This window comes from Streptomyces sp. ISL-66 (assembly GCF_018614135.1).
GTDB lineage: Bacteria > Actinomycetota > Actinomycetes > Streptomycetales > Streptomycetaceae > Streptomyces.
This window is the reverse complement of sequence record NZ_JAGGOW010000113.1, coordinates 21,642-40,016: the sequence shown is the minus strand read 5'-3', so window position 1 is coordinate 40,016 and position 18,375 is coordinate 21,642. Positions and strand designations below refer to the sequence as shown.

General features: G+C 72.8%; 15 protein-coding genes. 7 read left to right on the top strand and 8 right to left on the bottom strand.

Annotated features, from left to right (window positions below; genetic code table 11):
• Positions 1-631 (top strand): CAP domain-containing protein (locus J7E97_RS21775; RefSeq protein ID WP_251054932.1); only part of this gene is annotated, 631 nt, incomplete at its 5' end.
• Positions 632-796: 165 nt separating this feature from the next.
• Positions 797-3,478: a DEAD/DEAH box helicase gene (locus J7E97_RS21770; RefSeq protein ID WP_215029869.1), complete on the top strand. Its 2,682-nt coding sequence runs from the start codon at positions 797-799 to the stop codon at positions 3,476-3,478.
• Positions 3,479-3,603: 125 nt separating this feature from the next.
• Here J7E97_RS21770 and J7E97_RS21765 read toward each other — a convergent pair whose 3' ends face one another.
• Positions 3,604-4,995 (bottom strand): glutamate decarboxylase, encoded by a 1,392-nt coding sequence (locus J7E97_RS21765; protein WP_215029867.1) that lies wholly within the window; start codon positions 4,993-4,995, stop codon positions 3,604-3,606.
• A gap of 343 nt (positions 4,996-5,338) precedes the next feature.
• Between J7E97_RS21765 and J7E97_RS21760 the strand changes: the two genes are divergently transcribed.
• Both J7E97_RS21760 and J7E97_RS21755 read left to right on the top strand, forming a co-directional pair.
• Positions 5,339-5,731 (top strand): tyrosinase cofactor, encoded by a 393-nt coding sequence (locus J7E97_RS21760; RefSeq protein ID WP_215029865.1) that lies wholly within the window; start codon positions 5,339-5,341, stop codon positions 5,729-5,731.
• On the top strand, positions 5,731-6,594 hold the full coding sequence (locus J7E97_RS21755) for a tyrosinase family protein (protein ID WP_215029863.1): 864 nt from the start codon (positions 5,731-5,733) through the stop codon (positions 6,592-6,594). Before J7E97_RS21760 ends, J7E97_RS21755 begins: the two co-directional genes overlap by 1 nt.
• On the opposite strand, the gene J7E97_RS21750 is transcribed toward J7E97_RS21755, so the two are convergent.
• Together J7E97_RS21750 and J7E97_RS21745 are read right to left on the bottom strand one after the other, a co-directional pair.
• Positions 6,534-7,280, bottom strand: a complete 747-nt coding sequence (locus J7E97_RS21750) for a response regulator (protein ID WP_215029861.1) — start codon at positions 7,278-7,280, stop codon at positions 6,534-6,536. The genes J7E97_RS21755 and J7E97_RS21750 overlap by 61 nt on opposite strands.
• On the bottom strand, positions 7,277-8,896 hold the full coding sequence (locus J7E97_RS21745; protein ID WP_215029859.1) for a sensor histidine kinase: 1,620 nt from the start codon (positions 8,894-8,896) through the stop codon (positions 7,277-7,279). Before J7E97_RS21745 ends, J7E97_RS21750 begins: the two co-directional genes overlap by 4 nt.
• A gap of 126 nt (positions 8,897-9,022) precedes the next feature.
• Here J7E97_RS21745 and J7E97_RS21740 point away from each other — a divergent pair, with 126 nt between their 5' ends.
• Positions 9,023-10,375 (top strand): cation:dicarboxylate symporter family transporter, encoded by a 1,353-nt coding sequence (locus J7E97_RS21740; protein ID WP_215029856.1) that lies wholly within the window; start codon positions 9,023-9,025, stop codon positions 10,373-10,375.
• Between the two features lie 269 nt (positions 10,376-10,644).
• On the top strand, positions 10,645-12,408 hold the full coding sequence (locus J7E97_RS21735; RefSeq protein WP_215029853.1) for a S8 family serine peptidase: 1,764 nt from the start codon (positions 10,645-10,647) through the stop codon (positions 12,406-12,408).
• An 82-nt stretch (positions 12,409-12,490) separates the two neighbouring features.
• Here the strand turns inward: J7E97_RS21735 and J7E97_RS21730 are convergent, their stop codons facing one another.
• Entirely contained in the window at positions 12,491-13,171 is a 681-nt protein-coding gene (locus J7E97_RS21730) for a (2Fe-2S)-binding protein (RefSeq protein ID WP_215029850.1), read from the bottom strand.
• Between the two features lie 104 nt (positions 13,172-13,275).
• A complete protein-coding gene (locus J7E97_RS21725; RefSeq protein WP_215029848.1) occupies positions 13,276-14,082 on the bottom strand; it encodes an alpha/beta fold hydrolase in 807 nt (268 codons plus the stop codon).
• A gap of 140 nt (positions 14,083-14,222) precedes the next feature.
• Between J7E97_RS21725 and J7E97_RS21720 the strand changes: the two genes are divergently transcribed.
• The gene (locus tag J7E97_RS21720; protein WP_215029845.1) at positions 14,223-14,909 is read left to right on the top strand and encodes a GNAT family N-acetyltransferase; all 687 of its coding nucleotides are present in this window, start codon (positions 14,223-14,225) and stop codon (positions 14,907-14,909) included.
• 53 nt (positions 14,910-14,962) lie between these two features.
• On the opposite strand, the gene J7E97_RS21715 is transcribed toward J7E97_RS21720, so the two are convergent.
• Genes J7E97_RS21715 through J7E97_RS21705 form a run of 3 tightly spaced genes read right to left on the bottom strand, consistent with a single transcriptional unit; the run spans position 14,963 to position 18,239 of the window.
• A complete protein-coding gene (locus tag J7E97_RS21715) occupies positions 14,963-15,991 on the bottom strand; it encodes a hypothetical protein (RefSeq protein ID WP_215029843.1) in 1,029 nt (342 codons plus the stop codon).
• A 35-nt stretch (positions 15,992-16,026) separates the two neighbouring features.
• Entirely contained in the window at positions 16,027-17,355 is a 1,329-nt protein-coding gene (locus J7E97_RS21710) for an MFS transporter (protein ID WP_215029841.1), read from the bottom strand.
• A gap of 2 nt (positions 17,356-17,357) precedes the next feature.
• Positions 17,358-18,239: an alkaline phosphatase family protein gene (locus J7E97_RS21705; RefSeq protein ID WP_215029839.1), complete on the bottom strand. Its 882-nt coding sequence runs from the start codon at positions 18,237-18,239 to the stop codon at positions 17,358-17,360.
• Positions 18,240-18,375 lie beyond the last annotated feature (136 nt).

The following is an 18,375-nucleotide window of genomic DNA, read 5'->3' as shown; positions in this document are numbered from 1 at the left end:
ACCCTGCACGGCGGCCCCCGAGGCGCCGGCCGCGCTGGCGGCGCCCGCGTCGGGCGACGCGCTGCCGCCGGAGTCGGCCCCGCCCTCGGCGAGCCCCTCAGAGTCGGCCTCACCCAGCCCGAGCCCGAGCGCCACCCCAAGTCCGACCCCACCGCCGACGCCCACGCCCACGCCCACCCCCAGCGCGAAGCCGACCCCGAAGTCCACGCCGCCGAAGCCCCCCGCCCCGGCCCCCGCTCCGGCCGGCGGCGGCCAGGCGGCCCAGGTGATCGCGCTGGTCAACTCCGAGCGCGCCGCGGCCGGTTGCGGGCCGCTCAAGGAAGACGCGCAGCTGCGGACGGCCGCCCAGGGCCATTCGGACGACATGGCGAGCCGGGACTTCTTCTCGCACACCAACCCCGACGGCGCCGACCCGGGGAAGCGGACGACCGCCGCCGGGTACCGCTGGTCCACGTACGGGGAGAACATCGCGAAGGGCCAGCAGACCCCGCAGCAGGTCATGGACTCCTGGATGAAGAGCCAGGGGCACCGCGAGAACATCCTCAACTGCTCGTTCAAGGACATCGGCGTGGGCATCCACCAGGGCCCCGGCGGTCCGTGGTGGACGCAGAACTTCGGGGCCCGGATGTAGCGCCCCGCGCCGCCCGCCCCGCGCCCGCCTCGCGCGCCGCCCTCGCTCCGCTCGGGCCGCCCCCACTCCCGCCGTCCCCCGCGCGGACGAATCCCCCGCCTGATTCAAAACCGGGGCAAGATAGGGGCTGGAACCAAACGGGCAGATCAGGGGGAGGTGACGCGCATGGCCAGGAAGAAGCTCCGTCCGCACCAGCGCGAGGCCGTCGACGCCGTCGTGCGGGCTCTGGAGCTGCCCGCCGGGCGCCTGGTCCCGCAGTCGGGGCTCCGGACCCAGGTCATCATGGCGACGGGCTCCGGCAAGTCACTGGTCGCCGTGCACGCGGCGGAGGAGCTGCGGAGCGGTCGGGTGCTCGTGCTGGTGCCCTCCCTCGACCTGCTCGTGCAGACCGCGGCGGCCTGGCGGGAGGGCGGCCGGACCGGGCGCGCCTTCGCCGTGTGCTCCCTGCGCGGCGAGGACGCCGGGGTGCCCACCACCACCGACCCGGCCGAACTGGCCCGCTGGGCGGGCCTGCCGGTGGACCGGGTGACGGTGTTCGCCACGTACGCCTCGCTCGGCCTCGGCACCATCGAGCACGCCCACCGGGAGGGGCTGCCGGGCTGGGACCTGATCGTCGTCGACGAGGCGCACCGGACCTCCGGGCGGATCGGCAAACCGTGGGCGGTGGTGCACGACAACACCCGGATCCCGGCCGTCCGGCGGTTGTACATGACGGCCACGCCCCGGGTCTGGCAGGACGGCGAGGAAGCGGACTACCCCCCGGACGCGGCGGGCGCCGGGATCCCCGAGGACGCGGCGGCCGCCGGGGACACCGCAGGGGTCGGGGGCGGCCCGGCCAGGACGCCCGGCCGGGGCGGTCTGGTGGCCTCCATGGAGGACGATCCGGCCGGGCCGTTCGGCGCCCGCTGCTACACCCTCACCCTCTCGGAGGCCATCGACCGGGGCATCTGCGCGCCGTACCGGGTGGTCTGCGTGGACGTCAGCGATCCCGACTTCCAGGCCGCCGTGCTGCTCGGCCCGGACGGCCGCTCCGACGCGGTGCGCGGGGTCCGGCTGGCGGCCCTCCAGACGGCGCTGGTGAAGGCGGCCGTCGACCAGGGTTTCCGGCGCACGCTCGTCTTCCACCATCTGACCAAGGAGGCCGAGGCCTTCGCAGCCGGGCTGCCCGCGGTGGCCGCACGGCTGCGCGCCACGAGCTGGGCACCCCGGCCGGTGTATCCCCGTACCGTCTGGGCGGACTGGCTGTGCGGGCAGCACACGGCGGCGCACCGGCGCCGGGTGCTGGGCGCCTTCGCGGACGACCGGATCGCCGACAAGGCGTTCCTCGGCAGTGTCCGCGTCCTGGGCGAGGGCGTGGACACCAAGGAGTGCGATTCGGTCTTCTGGGCCGACGTACGGGGTTCCATGCCCGACCTGGTCCAGGCCGTCGGCCGGGCGCTGCGCGTACGGCCCGGCGAGGGCAAGGTCGCCTCCCTGGTGGTGCCGGTGCTCCTGGGGCCGGGCGAGTCCCCCGAGACGATGCTGTCCTCACGGGCGTACGGGGACCTCGCGCGTCTGCTGGAGGCGCTGCGGGCGCACGACACCCGGCTCGTCGAGGCCCTGGCGCAGCCGCAGGCACCGAGCCGGCGCGCGGCGCAGAGCGCGAGCGGGGTGGGGGCCGTGGGCGCGTCCGGTCTGCGCGGCGGCGCCGAGGCCCTGTTGAGCTTCTCGGTGCCGCGCGATCCGGCGCTGCTGGCGGCCTTCGTCCGGCTGCGCGTCCTGCACCCGGAGCACGAGCACTGGCGGCGGGGCGTGGAGGCGGCCCGGTTGTACGCCGCGGCGAACGGGGACCTGAAGGTGCCGTTCACGTTCAAGGTGCCCGAGGGCGGCGGAACCGTGGATGCCGGCCGGACCGTCGCGACCGCGGAGACGGGTGCGCCTCTCGGGGCTGCCCAGACCGCTGGGACCACTGGGACTGTTGGGACTGTTGGGACTGTTGGGAGTGCTACGCCTGCTGGGCCTGCCGGCACCGCCGGAGCCGTCGGCCCCGGTTCGCAGTGGCCGCCGGGGCTCGCCGGGTTCCCGCTCGGCCAGTGGATCGCGGACGCCCGCCGTACGTACCGGCGCGGCGCGCTGGGCCGGGAGCGGGCGGCGCAGCTCGACGAACTGGGCATGGTGTGGAGCCACTTCGACGTCGCCTTCGAGGAGGGCCTCGCGGCGGCCGCGGGCTGGGCGGAGGAACACGGGCACCTGCTGCCCCCGGTGGACGCCGTCTGGCGGGGAGCCCCGGTCGGGGTCTGGGTCAAGAACCAGCGGGCGGCGGCCCGCCGCGAGGGGCCCGGCGCCCTGTCGGAGGAGCGCCGGGAGGCCCTCGAGGCCATCGACGCGTCCTGGTGTCCGGCCTGGGAGATCTCCTGGCAGCGGGCCTTCCACCTGACCCGGGTGCACCTGGACGCGGGCGGCCGGCTTCCGCAGGGCCCGGGCGAGGCCGTGGTCCAGGGCGAGGACCTCGGCGTGTGGCTGCGCGGACAGCGGCAGTCCTGGGAGCGGTTGAGCTGGTCCCAGCGCTGGCTGCTGGAACACGCCCTCGGGGTGACTCCGGCCGAGGGCGCGGACCGGCCGCGGCCCCGCGTCGGCCATGCGGCGGCGTGGGCGGCCCACCTGGAGGCGGCCCGGCAGTTCCATGACCGCGAGCGACACCTGCGGGTGCCCCGGACCCATGTGGAGCGGGTCGGCGGACGGGAGCTGCGCCTCGGAGCCTGGATCGCCAACCAGCGCTCCCGCGCCGCCTCTCTCACCGAGGCCCGGGCGGCGGCGCTCACGGAGCTGGGGATGCGCTGGTCGGCGCCGTCGGCCCGGGCGTCCTGACGGACGGGCCCCGAGGACGCGGGCGCCCCGCCCGGCCGACCCCCGGCCCCGGCCCCCGGCCCCCGGCTCCCGGCTCCCGGCTCCCGGCTCCCGGTCGAGCATCGGCCCGGTAGGCGCCCGCCCGGTCAGTGGTGGAAGCCGGGCCGGGGCTCGGTGGCCGGTACGGGCTGCGGTGTCGCCGTCAGGTGCTCCACGGCCCGTCGCAGGTCGGCGACGAGCAGCGCGATCTGGTCCCGGGTCACCCCGTGCCGGATCAGGACGCGCTGGATGACCGTGTCCTCGCGGTCCGCCGGCAGCGGGTACGAGGGCACCTGCCAGCCCCGCATCCGCAGCCGGTCGGAGAGGTCGTACAGGCTGAAGCCGGCGCCCGCCGGGTCGGTGAGCCGGTAGGACACGGCGGGCAGCGCGCCCTGGCCGTCGTAGAGGAGGGTGAAGGGGCCCGTCGCCTCGATCTCGCGGGCCAGGTACTGGGCGGTGTCGGCGCAGGCCTGCTGGACCCGGCGATAGCCGGCCTTGCCCAGGCGCAGGAACAGGTAGTACTGGGCGATGATCTCGCCGCCGGGGCGGGAGAAGTTGAGGGCGAAGGTCGGCATGTTCCCGCCGAGGTAGTCCACGGAGAAGACCAGGTCGGCCGGGAGCAGGTCGGCGGTGCGCCAGACGATCCAGCCGACGCCGAGCGGCGCGAGGCCGTACTTGTGCCCGGAGGTGTTGACGGAGGCCACGCGCGGCAGCCGGAAGTCCCAGACCACGTCCGGGTGGAGGAAGGGCGCGACGAAGCCGCCGCTGGCCGCGTCCACGTGGATCGGCACGTCCCAGCCCCGCTCGGCCTGGATCCGGTCGAGCTCGGCGGCGATCTCGGCGACGGGCTCGTAGACGCAGGTGTACGTGACTCCGAGGATGGCGACGACGCCGATGGTGTTCTCGTCCACGTGGGCGGCGAGCTGCTCGGGGCGCAGGCCGGTGGCCCCGGGCTCCAGGGGGACCTGGCGGAGCTCGACGTCGAAGTAGCGGGCAAACTTCTCCCAGCAGATCTGGACCGGTCCGCACACCAGGTTGGGCCGGTCGGTGGGGAGGCCGGCGGCGCGGCGGCGTTCGCGCCACCGCCACTTCAGGGCGAGGCCGCCGAGCATGGCGGCCTCGCTGGAACCGGTGGTGGAGCAGCCGGTGCCGGTGGTGCCGGCCGGGGCGTTCCACAGGTCCGCGAGGATGGTGACGCAGCGGGCCTCGATCTCGGCGGTCTGCGGGTACTCGTCCTTGTCGATCATGTTCTTGTCGAGGCACTCGTTCATCAGCCGGTGGACGCCGTCGTCCGACCAGGTGGTGCAGAACGTGGCCAGGTTCTGGGCCGCGTTGCCGTCGAGGAGCAGCTCGTTGTGCAGGAGCTCGTAGACCACGTCGGAGGGTGAGTGGTCGTCAGGCATCCGGTACTTGGGGAGGATCTGGCCGCTGAGGGCGGACGCGAACACGTCCGTCTCGGCGTCGCGGGCACGTGCGTCCTTCGTCTCATGCAGGGCCATATCGGGACTATAGGTGACGCAATCCCCCGAAGTGCGCGTCAGAGGCCTGACGGGACATGGGCACGGGAGCCGGGCGGGATGGCCGCCGGGATACGGGTCCGGACCCCGGAAGATTTGATTCCGGCCGCACCTTCCGGCCGACTCCGCGGTGTGACCCCCTCCACCCCTCCCCCGCGCACCCGGAGGATCTCTCGTCAGTTAAGCTTTTCAGCGTAGGTCTTCCCGTTCGGGCCACTGGAGCCGGTCCGGACGGGAAGATCATCCAATTGGTTCGACAGGCAACTTATCCGCGCATGTCCGGATTGCAGCCGTCGGTTCTCCGTGCCCTGATACCTCTCGGGCCATGAACAAGATCACCCGCCGGCAGGCCTTGAGCGCCACTGCCGGCGCACTCAGCTTCCTCGGCCTCGCCGGTGCCACCGCGCACGCGGCCGTCACCGACTCGCGTCCCGCCGCTCCCGCCACCCCCACGGGAACGGTCGACGAGATCTACCAGGGCCGTCGCATCCGAATAACCCCCGCCTCGGACGCCGGTGGCCACCACGGCGGCCACCACTCCGCGGGCCTGCCGACCGTTTCCATAGACGGCCGCGAACTGCACGTGATGCGGAACGCGGACGGCACCTGGATCAGTGTCGTCAACCACTACGAGACGTTCTCCGACGTGCTCCCGCTCGCCCGCGCCGCCGTGCGCGAACTCCAGGGCGCCGCCCTCGTCCCGATGGGCGGCATGTGATGACCATCCGCAAGAACCAGGCCTCGCTCACCTCCGAGGAGAAGCGGGCCTTCACCAACGCGCTGCTGGAGCTGAAGCGCACCGGCCGCTACGACCGGTTCGTCACCACCCACAACGGCTTCATCATGGGCGACACCGACTCCGGCGACCGGGTCGGCCACCGCTCCCCCTCCTTCCTGCCCTGGCACCGCCGGTTTCTGCTGGAATTCGAGGCGGCTCTGCAGGCGGTGGATCCGACGGTGGCCCTTCCCTACTGGGACTGGACCGCGGACCGTACCGCCCGCTCCTCCCTCTGGGCCGCCGACTTCCTCGGCGGCACCGGGCGGGCCCGTGACGGGCAGGTGCTCGACGGGCCGTTCGCGTACGCGACGGGCAAGTGGGAAGTAGCCGTACGGGTGGACGGGCGCTCCTACCTGCGCCGCGCGCTCGGCACCGGAGTGGCCCAGCTGCCGACCCGGGCCGAGGTGGACGCCGTCCTCGCGATGCCGGTCTACGACGCGGCGCCCTGGAACAGCTCCTCCAGCGGTTTCCGCAACAACCTGGAGGGCTGGCGCGGGGCCAACCTGCACAACCGGGTGCACGTGTGGGTGGGCGGCCAGATGGCCACCGGGGTCTCCCCGAACGACCCGGTGTTCTGGATGCACCACGCCTACATCGACAAGCTGTGGGCCGAATGGCAGGCACTGCACCCGCAGTCGACGTACCTGCCGGCCGCCGGCACCCCGAACGTGGTGGACCTGCACGACACCATGCGGCCGTGGAACGACGTGACCCCGGCCGACATGCTGGACCACCGGAAGTTCTACACCTTCGACACCGAGCCGGCGCGCGTCCCGGCCGGAGCCGCCGCCAGCCAGCGGTAGTGCAGTTCGGGGCGGCCGACCTGGCCGTACCGGGGGGCGCGGGCCGCACGGCCCGTGTCCACCAGGTGCTCCAGGTACCGGCGGGCGGTGATCCGGGAGATCCCGGCCGCCTCGGCCGTCCCGGCCGCGGTCAGCCCCTCGGGGGCCGCCCGCAGCAGCGCGGCGACCAGGTCCAGGGTCGGCGCACCGATGCCCTTGGGCAGTTCGGCCGGGCCCGGTGCGCGCAGCGCCGCCATGGTCCGGTCCACATCGTCCTGGCCGGCCGCCTCGCCCGCCGCCGACGCGCGGAACTCGGCGTAGCGCAGCAGCCGTTCGCGCAGGGTCGGGAAGGCGAAGGGCTTCAGCACGTACTGCACGACCCCGAGCGAGACGCTCTCGCGGACCACGGCCAGGTCCCGCGCCGAGGTCACCACGATCACGTCGGCGGGATGCCCCGCCGCCCGCAGGCCGCGCGCGAAGCGCAGCCCGTGGCCGTCGGGCAGGGTCAGGTCGAGCAGCAGCAGGTCGATCCGGGTCCGTTCCAGGACCCGGGTGGCCCCGGCGAGCGAGTGGACCGCCGCGACGGCGGTGAATCCGGGCACGCGGCCGACGTACAGCGCGTGCGCGTCGGCGGCGACGGGGTCGTCCTCGACCACCAGGACCCGCACCTCGGACGTGCTCGGGACCCGCACCTCGGACGTGCTCATGCCTCAGCCTCCCCTCGCGCGGGCAGTCTTACGGTGAACCGTGCGCCCCCGTCCGGCAGTTGGTCGGCGTCCGCGCTGCCGCCGTAGCGGTGGGCCACCTGGCGCACGAGTGCGAGGCCGAGGCCGCGCCCCTCCCCCTTACCTGACCAGCCGCGCCGGAAGACGTCCACCCCTTCGGGCAGTCCGGGGCCGTTGTCCGCCACGCGCAGCAGCAGACCCCGGCCGCCGGGGCCTTCGGGGCGGACGGTGACGGCGATGCGGCCGCCGGGGACTCCGCTGAGGGCATCGACGGCATTGTCGACGAGGTTGCCGAGGACGGTGACGAGGTCCCGGGCGGGCGGGCCTCCGGGACCGGCCCCGATGGCTCCGCTGTCGGGGGTGACGAAGAGCTCCACGCCCCGCTCGTGGGCCTGGGCGGCCTTGCCGAGCAGTAGGGCGACGAGCACGGGCTCGCCGACGGCGGCCATCACCTCGTCGGTGAGGGTCTGGGCCAGGGTCAGTTCGGCGGTGGCGAACTCCACCGCCTCCTCGCTGCGGCCGAGTTCGATGAGGGAGACCACGGTGTGCAGCCGGTTGGCCGCCTCGTGGGCCTGTGCGCGCAACGCCTGGGTGAATCCCCGCTCGTGGTCCAACTCCCCCGTGAGAGCTTGCAGTTCAGTGTGGTCGCGGAGGGTGACCACGGTGCCGCGTCGGCCGCCGCCCGCGACGGGCGCGCTGTTGACCACCAGGACCCGGTCCGCGGTCAGGTGCACCTCGTCCACCCGGGGGCGGTCGGCGAGCAGGGCACCGGTGAGCGGGGCGGGCAGGCCGAGGTCGGCGACGGCGGTCCCCTTGATCTCCCCGGGCAGGCCGAGGAGCTCGCGTCCCGCGTCGTTGACGAGGGTGATCCTGCGCTGTCCGTCGAGCATCAGCAGGCCTTCGCGGACTCCGTGCAGGGCGGCCTGGTGGTAGTCGTACATCCGGCTCAGCTCGCCGGCGTTCATCCCGTGGGTGTGCCGGCGCAGCCGGGCGTTAACCACGTAGGTGCCCGCTCCGCCGAGGGCGAGCGCCCCGACCGCCACCCAGGCGAGGGCGGAGAGCTGCGCGGCGAGCCGGGCGCTGACCGCGCGGACGGTGATCCCGGCGGCGACCATGCCGATGACCCGGCCGCCGTCCACGAGCGGGGTGACCACGCGGATGGAGGGGCCGAGGGTGCCGGTATAGGTCTCGCTGAAGGTCTCGCCGCGCAGTGCGGGGGCGGTGTTGCCGAGGAAGCGCTCGCCGATGCGGCGGGGATCGGGGTGGGTCCAGCGCCGCCCGTCCGGGGCCATGATCGTCACGAAGTCCACGCCGGCGTCGGCGCGGACCTGCTCCGCGTAGGGCTGGAGCGTCGCGGACGGGTCGCCGTCCGCGCGCACTCCCCCGGTCGCCGCCCGCACGGCGTCCCGTACGGACGGGGAGTCGGCGACCGCGCGGGCCACCGCGCCGGCCTGGCGCCGGGCGGCCTCCTCGGCCTGGCCTCGGGCGGTCGCGTACGCGAAGACGGCGCATCCGGCGACGACCACCGCGACCAGCACCACCTGCATGGCGAAGAGCTGGCCGGCGAGGCTGCGCGGCGGCCGGGGAAAGCGGAACATGGCCCTCAGTGTGCACCCGGGCGTGAACTCTATGAACGCAAGGGTGACCGGGGTCACAGCGGCGCGCGATGGTCCTCCCGGGACGCCTTCACCACCGGGAGGCAAGGAGCATCACCAGGAGGCAGCGTGGCCGCCAGACGCGACAAGACGCATTATCTGTACATCGCGGTGATCGGCGCGGTGCTGCTCGGCATCGCCGTCGGCTTCGCCGCTCCCGGCGTGGCCGTGGAGCTGAAACCGCTGGGCACCGGCTTCGTCAACCTCATCAAGATGATGATCTCGCCGGTGATCTTCTGCACGATCGTGCTCGGCATCGGCTCGGTCCGCAAGGCCGCCAAGGTCGGCGCGGTGGGCGGGCTGGCGCTCGGCTACTTCATGGTGATGTCGACGGTGGCGCTGGCCATCGGACTGCTGGTCGGGAACCTCCTGGACCCGGGCAGCGGGCTGCACCTGACCGAGGCCGCCCGGCACGCCGGCGAGGCCCAGGCGAAGGCGGGCGGCGCGAAGAGCACCCCGGAGTTCTTGCTGGGGATCATCCCGACCACGATGGTGTCGGCCTTCACCGGCGGCGAGGTGCTCCAGACCCTGCTGGTGGCGCTGCTGTGCGGATTCGCGCTCCAGGCGATGGGCACGGCGGGCGAGCCGGTGCTGCGCGGGATCGGGCACCTGCAGAAGCTGGTGTTCCGGGTGCTCGCGATGATCATGTGGGCGGCGCCGGTGGGTGCCTTCGGTGCGATCGCGGCGGTGGTCGGCGCCACCGGCATGGACGCGCTGAAATCCCTGGCGGTCATCATGATCGGCTTCTACACGACGTGCCTGCTCTTCGTGTTCGTGGTGCTGGGCACGCTGCTCAGGGTGTGTACGGGGATCAGCGTCTTCTCCCTGCTGCGCTACCTGGGCCGGGAGTTCCTGCTGATCCTGTCCACCTCCTCCTCGGAGTCGGCGCTGCCGAGGCTGATCGCGAAGATGGAGCACATCGGGGTGTCGCGGCCGGTCGTCGGGATCACGGTCCCGACGGGTTACTCCTTCAACCTGGACGGGACCGCGATCTACCTGACGATGTCCTCGCTGTTCGTCGCGGAGGCGATGGGCAAACCCCTCGCGCTGGGCGAGCAGGTATCGCTGCTGCTGTTCATGATCGTGGCCTCCAAGGGTGCGGCCGGGGTGACGGGCGCCGGCCTTGCCACGCTCGCCGGCGGACTTCAGTCGCACCGGCCTGAACTGGTCGACGGAGTCGGCCTGATCGTGGGCATCGACCGCTTCATGAGCGAGGCGCGGGCCATGACGAACTTCGCGGGCAACGCGATCGCAACCGTGCTGATCGGGACCTGGACGAAGGAGTTCGACCGGGATCGCGCCACGGAAGTCCTCGCGGGCCGACTGCCGTTCGACGAGACCACGCTCACCGATGACGGGCACGGGGAGAGCGCCGCGGTCCCCGCCCAGCCGGAGGGCGTCAAGGCCGGCGTACCCGTCTAGCGGTTGCGCCCGGAAGGACGGCCGGACCGGGCTCGACCCCCACGGTGCCCAGTCCGGCCGGTTCCAACACCTCGATCGCATCGTCGATTTTGAGCCAATAGGCGATGACCGGTCGTGCTGTAAAAGGTACTTCCATATCGGGGCAGGCTTCTGACATCTTGCGTCCACCACTCGTTTCGTACGGCCCTGTAGGTGCCACCCGCACCGCAGGGCCGTCTTCGGAGGACGCATTGATACCCCACATATCCAGCCGACCTCGACGTACCCTCGTGCTTGCGGCCGCCCTCGGCGCCCTGGCCTTCGGCGCACCGGCCGCGCTCGCCGGCACGGCGCCCGTCTCCCCGGCCGGCGTCCCGGTCACCTCCGCTCCCGCCAAGGCCCAGGCCGCGGCGCCGACTTCCCAGAGTGCGACCTGGGCTGCCGGCACCCGCGCCTACCTGGTGATCACCGCCGCCGGTGACAGCTCCGCCGTCCGCTCCGCGGTCACGGCGAACGGCGGCACCGTCTTCTCGTACTTCGACTCCATCGGCGTGATCGTCGCCCACTCGGCCTCCTCTACCTTCGCCACCACCATGCGCGGGGTCAGCGGGGTCCAGAAGGTCGGTGCGACGCGCACCTCGGACGTCCCGGCCGACGCCTACAATCCGGCGCTGCCCGCCAACCCGGCGCAGTCCACGACCCCTACGGGCGAGCCCGTGCGCGCCGACATGAGCCAGATCAAGGCCGACCAGGCCTGGGCCGTGACCACCGGCTCGGCCTCCGTCAAGGTCGGCATCCTGGACACCGGTGTGGACGACCAGCACCAGGACCTGGCACCGAACTTCAACGCCGCCGACTCCGCGTCCTGCGCCTACGGCAAGCCGGACACCCGGGTCGGCGCCTGGCGCGACGTGGACACCCACGGCACGCACGTCGCGGGCACCGTGGCCGCGGCCAAGAACGGCAAGGGCGTCGTGGGCGTGGCCCCGGGCGTGAAGATCGCCTCGGTCCGCGTGGCCGAGCCGGGCAACTCGTTCTTCTTCGCCGAGAACACCATCTGCGCCTTCGTCTGGTCCGGAGACCACGGCTTCAAGGTCACCAACAACAGCTATTACACGGACCCGTGGCAGTTCAACTGCCCGGACAACATCGACCAGGCCGCCATCATCGAGGGCGTCAAGCGCGCCCAGGAGTACGCGGAGAGCAAGGGCTCCCTCCAGGTCGCCGCGGCGGGCAACGAGAACTACGACCTCGCCCACAAGACCACCGACTCCGCGAGCCCCAACGACTCCACCCCGACCACGCGCACCATCACCAACGCCTGCCTCGACATCCCGACCGAGCTCCCGGGCGTGGTCACGGTCGCGGCCAACGGCACCGGTGTCACCAAGGCCTCGTTCTCCAACTTCGGCCAGGGCGTCATCGACGTCGCGGCGCCGGGCAGCAACGTCTACTCCACCGCGCCCGGCGGCGGGTACAGCACCAAGAGCGGCACCTCGATGGCCACCCCGCACGTGGTGGGCGTCGCGGCGCTCCTCGCCAGTGCCAACCCGGGCATCACGCCAGCGCAGATGCGCGACAAGCTGGCCACCCAGGCCAACGACACGGCCTGCCCGTCGGACACCCGCTGCACCGGGACGACCGCCAACAACAGCTTCTTCGGCGAGGGCCAGGTCGACGCGCTGAAGGCGGTCGGCGCCACCCCGCCGGCCGGCACGTACTTCGAGAACCTCGGTGACGTCGCGATCGGCGACAACACCACCGTGGAGAGCTCGATCACCGTCAGCGGCGTGACCGGCAACGCGCCGGCCACCCTCAAGGTGGGCGTGGACATCAAGCACACCTACATCGGTGACCTCAAGGTCGACCTCGTGGCTCCGGACGGCACCGTCTACGTCCTGAGCAACCGGACCGGCGGCGGTACGGACAACATCATCCAGACCTTCACCGTCAACGCCTCCTCCGAGGTCGCGAACGGCGTCTGGAAGCTCCGCGCGAACGACAACGCCAACCAGGACACCGGCAAGATCGACGCCTGGAACCTGACCTTCTAGTGTGCGACGGGGCCACCGGGGAGCAGTGCAACCGCTGCCCGGTGGCCCCGGTCCGTTTGACCCGTCCGTTGGCCCCGCACGGCTACCTGGTGCGCAGTACGCAGTCCCCGCAGAGGCCGCCGCCGGGGACCTTGTAGTACAGGCAGCAGCTGCGGCGCACGAAGGCCACCCCGAGTCCGGGTTCGTGGATGAAGGTGCCGGTCGCGCCGAGGGGTCCGCCGTCCGCGAGCAGCCCGGCCGTGAGGGACACCGCCGCCTCGCCCGGCACCCGGTCGGCCAGCACCCGCAGCGCGCCGACCAGTCCGGAGGCGGAGTTGCCGCGCAGCACGCGCGGCGAGACGCCGAAGTGCTCGCGCAGCGCCGCGTCCAGCACGGAGACGTTGCCGAGCACGGTGTCCGCCAAGGCGTCGCCGAGCGTCTCCCCCGGCCGTTCGGCGGGTTCCGGCAGCCACAGCTCCAGGGAGCCCGCCTCGGGCAGCCGCCACCACACGCGGTCGGGTCCCAGGTCCGGCACCCGTCCGGACAGGACCGCGCAGCCGAGCGCGAGCGACCAGAGCCGCGAGACGATCCCGAACTGCGCGGTCGAAGCCGCCACCCGCCCCGGCCCGCTGCCGATCCTCCGGCCGACCTCGCCGACGTAGGGGCCCAGCCGCTCCCCGTACAGCTCGTCGAGTGGCCGGAAGCCGGCGCCGGGCGGCTCCTCGCCGGAGGCCGCCGTGAAGAACGGCCCGACGGAGCGCAGTCGCCGCAGTACGTTGTCCATCCCCGGATGATCTCAGGCGCCCGCTCCGGCACGGCTCGCGGATCCCGCCTGGATCCGCCGTGACGGGCGCTCACCGGCCGGGCTTCAGCCCACGCCCGCCGCGGTCAGAGGTCCGCCAGGAAATCCAGCAGTGCCCGGTTGAAGGCCTCCGGCTGTTCCACGCCCGGCAGGTGCCCGGCCCGCTCGATGACGACGAGCGCCGAGTGCGCGGCCAGTCCGTGCAGGGACTCGGCCTCGGCGACCGGGGTGTAGACGTCGTGCCGGCCGACCACGATCAGGCAGGGCACCTGGGGCGGCAGCGCGGCGAGCACGGGCCGGTAGTCCGGCCGCTCGGCCCGACCGCGCAGCGCGGCGGCCGCGCCCCGCGGGTCGGTCGCGTACATCATCGCGGTCACCCGGGCCGCGGCTTCGGGCATGCCCGTCACGTTGTAGGGCGCGAGCATCTTGTCGATGACCTCGTCGGTGTAGGGCTTCATCCCCTCCCTGAGGAGCCGCTCGGCGAGCTCGCGGCGCAGCGTCTTGCCCTCCTGCGTCTCCGGCGGAGCGGAGGTGTCCGAGAGCACCAGGGCGCGTACCCGGCCCGGGTGGCGCAGCCGCATCTCCATGGCGATCTGGCCGCCCATGGACACACCGCCGACGACCGCCTCTTCGATGCCCAGGGCGTCGAACAGAACGGCCAGGTCGTCGGCGAAGCCGGCGAGCAGCGTCTTGTCCTCGATCGCCGGGCTGCGACCGTATCCGCGCAGGTCAGGGGTGATCACGCGGTAACCGGCAGTGGTCAGGGCGGCCGTCTGCGGGGCCCATATCGTGTGGTCGAAGGGATGTCCGTGGAGCAGGATCACAGGGGCTCCTGCGCGGGGACCCAGGTCCTCGAAAAAGAGTCGCGCGCCATTGGCAATCAGGGGCTTCATGAGAGGACTTTAAGGGGCTACATTGAGCCACTCGCGTTCACCTGACAGCCCGTTGCCTTTCACCCGTGTTTTGCACGGGGGGCGACGTCAGGGACGCAGACTGTGCAACCACCCCACCGCCCAGAAGGACCGAAGGCTCCGTGCCCGTACCCGTACTCCTCGCCGGCCGCTCCGTGCGGCTCGAGCCCCTCGCCCCCCACCACACCGAGGCCTTGGCCATGGCCGGGGCCGAGGATCGTACGACTTACGCCTTCACTCCCGTACCGCACGGGCTGCAGGCGTCCCACGAGTACATCGACCGTGCCCTCGCCGATCAGGCGGCGGGTCGATCGCTCCCGTTCGCGGTGGTCAGAGCCACCGACGGTCGGGTGGTCGGTTCGACCCGGTTCCTGGAACTCGACTACTGGCAGGGGCCGCTGGTGTGGCCCGCCGTGCCGGGGGTCCCGTTCGGCGATCCGGCGACGGCGATCCCCGATGCCGCCGAGATCGGCAATACCTGGCTGTCCCCGGCCGCCCAGGGAACCGGCATCAACACCGAGGCGAAGCTGCTCCTGCTGCGCCACGCCTTCGAGACCTGGGGGGTCCGGCGCATCTCGCTGCGCGCGGACGCCCGCAACGGCCGCTCGCGCGCCGCGATGGAACGGCTCGGGTTCACCAGCGAGGGGGTCCGCCGGGCCCATTCGCGGGGCCTCGACGGCGCGGTCCGCAGTACGGCGTTCTACTCGGTCCTCGACGAGGAGTGGCCGACCGTGCGATCGGTCATCGAGCTGAGGATGTCGGCGGCCGCCCAGCGCAAGCGGCGCCGCAAGACGCTCGTCCCGGCGTAACGGTCCTTCCGCGCGCTGCCGGGCGTCTCGGCCCTCGTTCCCCCTCTCCGGTGTCAGCCGAGGAAGGCGGGGGCGAGGGCCGAGGTCATGAGCCGGGCCGCGGCGCCGCCGCCGTCGGCGGGCAGGGAGTAGAGGTCGGCGCCGAAGTCCCCGGGCAGCGAGTAGACGACGGTGTCGTCGTCGGTCCACACCACCTGGTCGTCGACGCTGCGTTCTTCGGCGAGCGGCGTCTGCGCCATCGAGGCGAGGTCCAGGACGTACAGGCGCCACGGTGCGTCGGGCGACAAGCCGGGCACCCGCTTCTTGAAGACCAACCGGGTCCCGTCGGGCGACAGGGACGGGCATTCCAGGTTCTCGCGCAGCGTGGTCACCGTGCGCGCCGCGAGGTCTCCGCGGACCAGGTAGGTCTGGCCGCCGGTCGCCAGCGTCGCGTAGAAGGTCCGCTCGTCGGCGGCGAAGGTGACCCCCCAGAAGTTGACGTCCGCGTTGCGGTAGCCCTTGCCGTCCTTCTGGATGGCGAAGTCCTCCAGCGAGGCGTCGAACTTCCCCGTCCGCAGGTCCAGCAGGGAGGTCCGGGTCGAGAAGTTCGTACCGGCGTACGAGTCCCCGCCCACGAAGACCGTCCAGGCCACCAGGTGGCCGCCGGGCGAGACCCGTGCCCGGGTGGGGATCCCGGACAGTGGGCGGCCGGTGACCTCCTTGAGGTTCGCGTCGAGGACGACGGCCTTGTAGGCGTCCTGCACCCCGCCCTTGTCGGCCCGCAGGCAGATCCCGGTGCCGCCGGCCGAGTGGAAGCGCAGGCAGCTGACCCCGGAGGCGGTACGGGGACCTTCGGGCGCGGCGGCGGCCGCCGTGGCGAGCTCGTCGCGGTGCGGCCCCCACGCCATGTTCCTGAACACGATGCGCCGGCCGCCCTCGCCGGGGGTGAGGGAGACCTCGCCCCGGGTGACCGGCGGACCGCCGGCCCGGGCCTGGTTCTTCTCCTCGGCGCGCGAGGAGGCCCGGACGACGGCGAGCGCGCCGATGGCGGCGAGCAGGACGACGGCGGAGACGAGGATCAGGATCCGGCGCTGGAGGGGCATGTGTGGGGGCCTTTCGGAAGCTACGGGGGAAGGTTTCAGGCGGCTGCGGCGGCCGGGCCGTCCGCCGGATCCGCCGACGGGTCCGCCGACGGGTCGTCCTGCGGGGTGTCCCCCGGCCGGAGCCACAGGCACAGCGCGAGGGCGACGGCCAGCGAGACGGCGGCGACGGCCAGCGCGGGGCGGGCGCCCCAGAAGGTCCAGGCGGCGCCGAAGCCCAGCGACGCGGCGAACCGCGCGAGGGCCTGGCCGGTCTGGACGAGGGCGAGGCCCCCGCCGCGGTGCTCCTCGGGGACGGCCCCGGCGGCGGCGGCCATGAGCACCCCGTCGGTGGCGGCGTAGAAGCCGCCGTGCAGCAGGAGGACGGCGTACGGCAGCACCGGATGGTGCCCGCCGGCCAGCAGGAGCCCGTACGCGGCGAGCAGCGCGAGGTGGCCCGCGAGGAAGACCCGGCCGCGGCCGATGCGGTCGGCGAGCCGGCCGAGCGGCAGCGCGAGCAGGAAGAACGCGGCGGCGGTTCCCAGCGGCAGCAGCGCGAACCAGCGGTCGGCGATCCCGGTGGCGTGCTGGAGCAGCAGGAAGACGAAGGCGTCGCTGACGGTGCACAGGCCCAGGAGCACCGCGCACAGGCTGATCCGGCGCAGGTCCCGGCGGCCCAGCAGCCCGACGGAGGACCGCAGCGAGACGGGAGTCCGGGTGTCGGCGGGCTCGGTGCGGCGGCCCGGTACGAAGAGCACGAGCACCAGGACGCCGAGCGCGGCCACGCAGGCGCTGACGGCGAAGACGGCGTCGTACCCCTCGGCGGCTCCGCGCAGGATCAGGAACGCCAGGATCGGCCCGATCAGCGCCCCGGCGGTGTCCATGGCGCGGTGGACGCCGAAGGCCCGGCCGCGTTCCCCGGGGGCGGCCGACAGCGAGATCAGCGCGTCGCGCGGGGCGGTGCGCAGGCCCTTGCCGGTGCGGTCGAGGGCGAGGACGGCCCCGATGGCGGGCAGGGTGTGGGCGAGCAGCAGCAGCGGCTTGGACAGGGCGGAGAGCCCGTAGCCGATGCCGGCGAGTGCCTTGTGGCGGCCGAAGCGGTCGCCGAGGTGGCCGCCGGTGAGCCGGACCAGGGCGCTGACCCCGTTGTAGAGGCCGTCCAGCAGGCCGAAGCCGAGCGGGGTGAGTCCGAGTCCGGCGACGAGGTAGAGCGGGAGCACGGCCGTGACCATCTCGGAGGAGACGTCGGTGATGAGGCTGACCGTGCCGAGGGCGAGCACCGTGGGGGCGAGCGCGGCGCGCCGCCCCGGGCGGGTGCCCGGGGTGACGGCCTGCGGCTCGGGGGGCACGGCGGACGCGGGGGTGCCGCGACTGTCCGCAACGTACATGGTCAGGAAGCCCAGATGCCCGTGATGTCCTTGGCGGTGGCCGCGTTCCCCGCGTGGGCGGTCAGGCCGGAGAGGCCTTCGAGGGTCCGCAGCATGTCGTAGTGGTTGTAGGTCGTGGAGCCGGTGGAGCCCGGGGTCACGGGCTGGCCGTAGAGCACGGTGGGGATCTTGTTGCCGGCGAGCCGGTTGTCCTCGTCGAAGGTGACGACGAGCAGGCTGTTGTGGGTCTTGGCCCAGTCCGCGTAGGCCTTGAGGTTGTTCTTCAGCCAGGTGTCGCCGGTGCCTACGGAGCAGTCGTGCATGTCGTTGCAGAGGTTCGGGATGACGAACGAGGTCTTGGGGAGGGTGGTGAAGTCCGTCGGGAACTGGGTCATGGTCTTCGCGGTGCTGGTGGGCACGTTGGAGAAGGCGAACCAGGGGTTGTGCTTCCGGGCGTACTTGCCGCTGGAGCAGGTGGTGGAGCCCTGGCTGGGCAGGGTCTCGTTGTAGCTGGCCCAGGTCTTTCCGGCGGCGATCAGCTCGGACGCCAGGTTGGGTGCGGAGCTGAAGCCCGGGGTGTAACAGCTGTCGCCGGTCACGCCCTGGTGGGAGCCGGAGAAGAGCTGCAGGTAGTTGGGCTGGCTCGGGTGGGTGATGCCGTACGAGTTGGTGAGGTTGGCTCCCCCGGTCTTGAGGGAGTTGACGTACGGGGCGCTGGAGCTGCCGATGACCTGGTTGTAGGCGTGGTTCTCGAAGACCACGACGACTATGTGGTCGGGTGCGGGCAGACCTGCCGCGTGTGCGGGCTGTGCGTTGCCGAGACCCGTCCACAGCGCGGCGCCGACGGCGGTGAGGCCGAAGGCGGTGGCGAGGGCGGTCTTGCGACGGGACCGGGAGAGTGGCATGCCGAACACGGAAATACCTCCGAGCGGGGGGTGGTCTGGGGCGGCGCGGACGTACCGTACCGATGGGCATGTGCATGGGCCAGAGATACTCGGCGAACAGAACGGGAACTGCGCGAGCCGTTTTCGCGTCGGGCAA

What these genes read in the sequence shown, in the direction of transcription:
- J7E97_RS21770 (WP_215029869.1), top strand. Translation starts at nt 797, where the DNA reads ATGGCCAGGAAGAAGCTCCGTCCGCACCAGCGCGAGGCCGTCGACGCC.
- J7E97_RS21765 (WP_215029867.1), bottom strand. Translation starts at nt 4,995, where the DNA reads ATGGCCCTGCATGAGACGAAGGACGCACGTGCCCGCGACGCCGAGACG.
- J7E97_RS21760 (WP_215029865.1), top strand. Translation starts at nt 5,339, where the DNA reads ATGAACAAGATCACCCGCCGGCAGGCCTTGAGCGCCACTGCCGGCGCA.
- J7E97_RS21755 (WP_215029863.1), top strand. Translation starts at nt 5,731, where the DNA reads ATGACCATCCGCAAGAACCAGGCCTCGCTCACCTCCGAGGAGAAGCGG.
- J7E97_RS21750 (WP_215029861.1), bottom strand. Translation starts at nt 7,280, where the DNA reads ATGAGCACGTCCGAGGTGCGGGTCCCGAGCACGTCCGAGGTGCGGGTC.
- J7E97_RS21745 (WP_215029859.1), bottom strand. Translation starts at nt 8,896, where the DNA reads ATGTTCCGCTTTCCCCGGCCGCCGCGCAGCCTCGCCGGCCAGCTCTTC.
- J7E97_RS21730 (WP_215029850.1), bottom strand. Translation starts at nt 13,171, where the DNA reads ATGGACAACGTACTGCGGCGACTGCGCTCCGTCGGGCCGTTCTTCACG.
- J7E97_RS21725 (WP_215029848.1), bottom strand. Translation starts at nt 14,082, where the DNA reads ATGAAGCCCCTGATTGCCAATGGCGCGCGACTCTTTTTCGAGGACCTG.
- J7E97_RS21715 (WP_215029843.1), bottom strand. Translation starts at nt 15,991, where the DNA reads ATGCCCCTCCAGCGCCGGATCCTGATCCTCGTCTCCGCCGTCGTCCTG.
- J7E97_RS21710 (WP_215029841.1), bottom strand. Translation starts at nt 17,355, where the DNA reads ATGTACGTTGCGGACAGTCGCGGCACCCCCGCGTCCGCCGTGCCCCCC.
- J7E97_RS21705 (WP_215029839.1), bottom strand. Translation starts at nt 18,239, where the DNA reads ATGCCACTCTCCCGGTCCCGTCGCAAGACCGCCCTCGCCACCGCCTTC.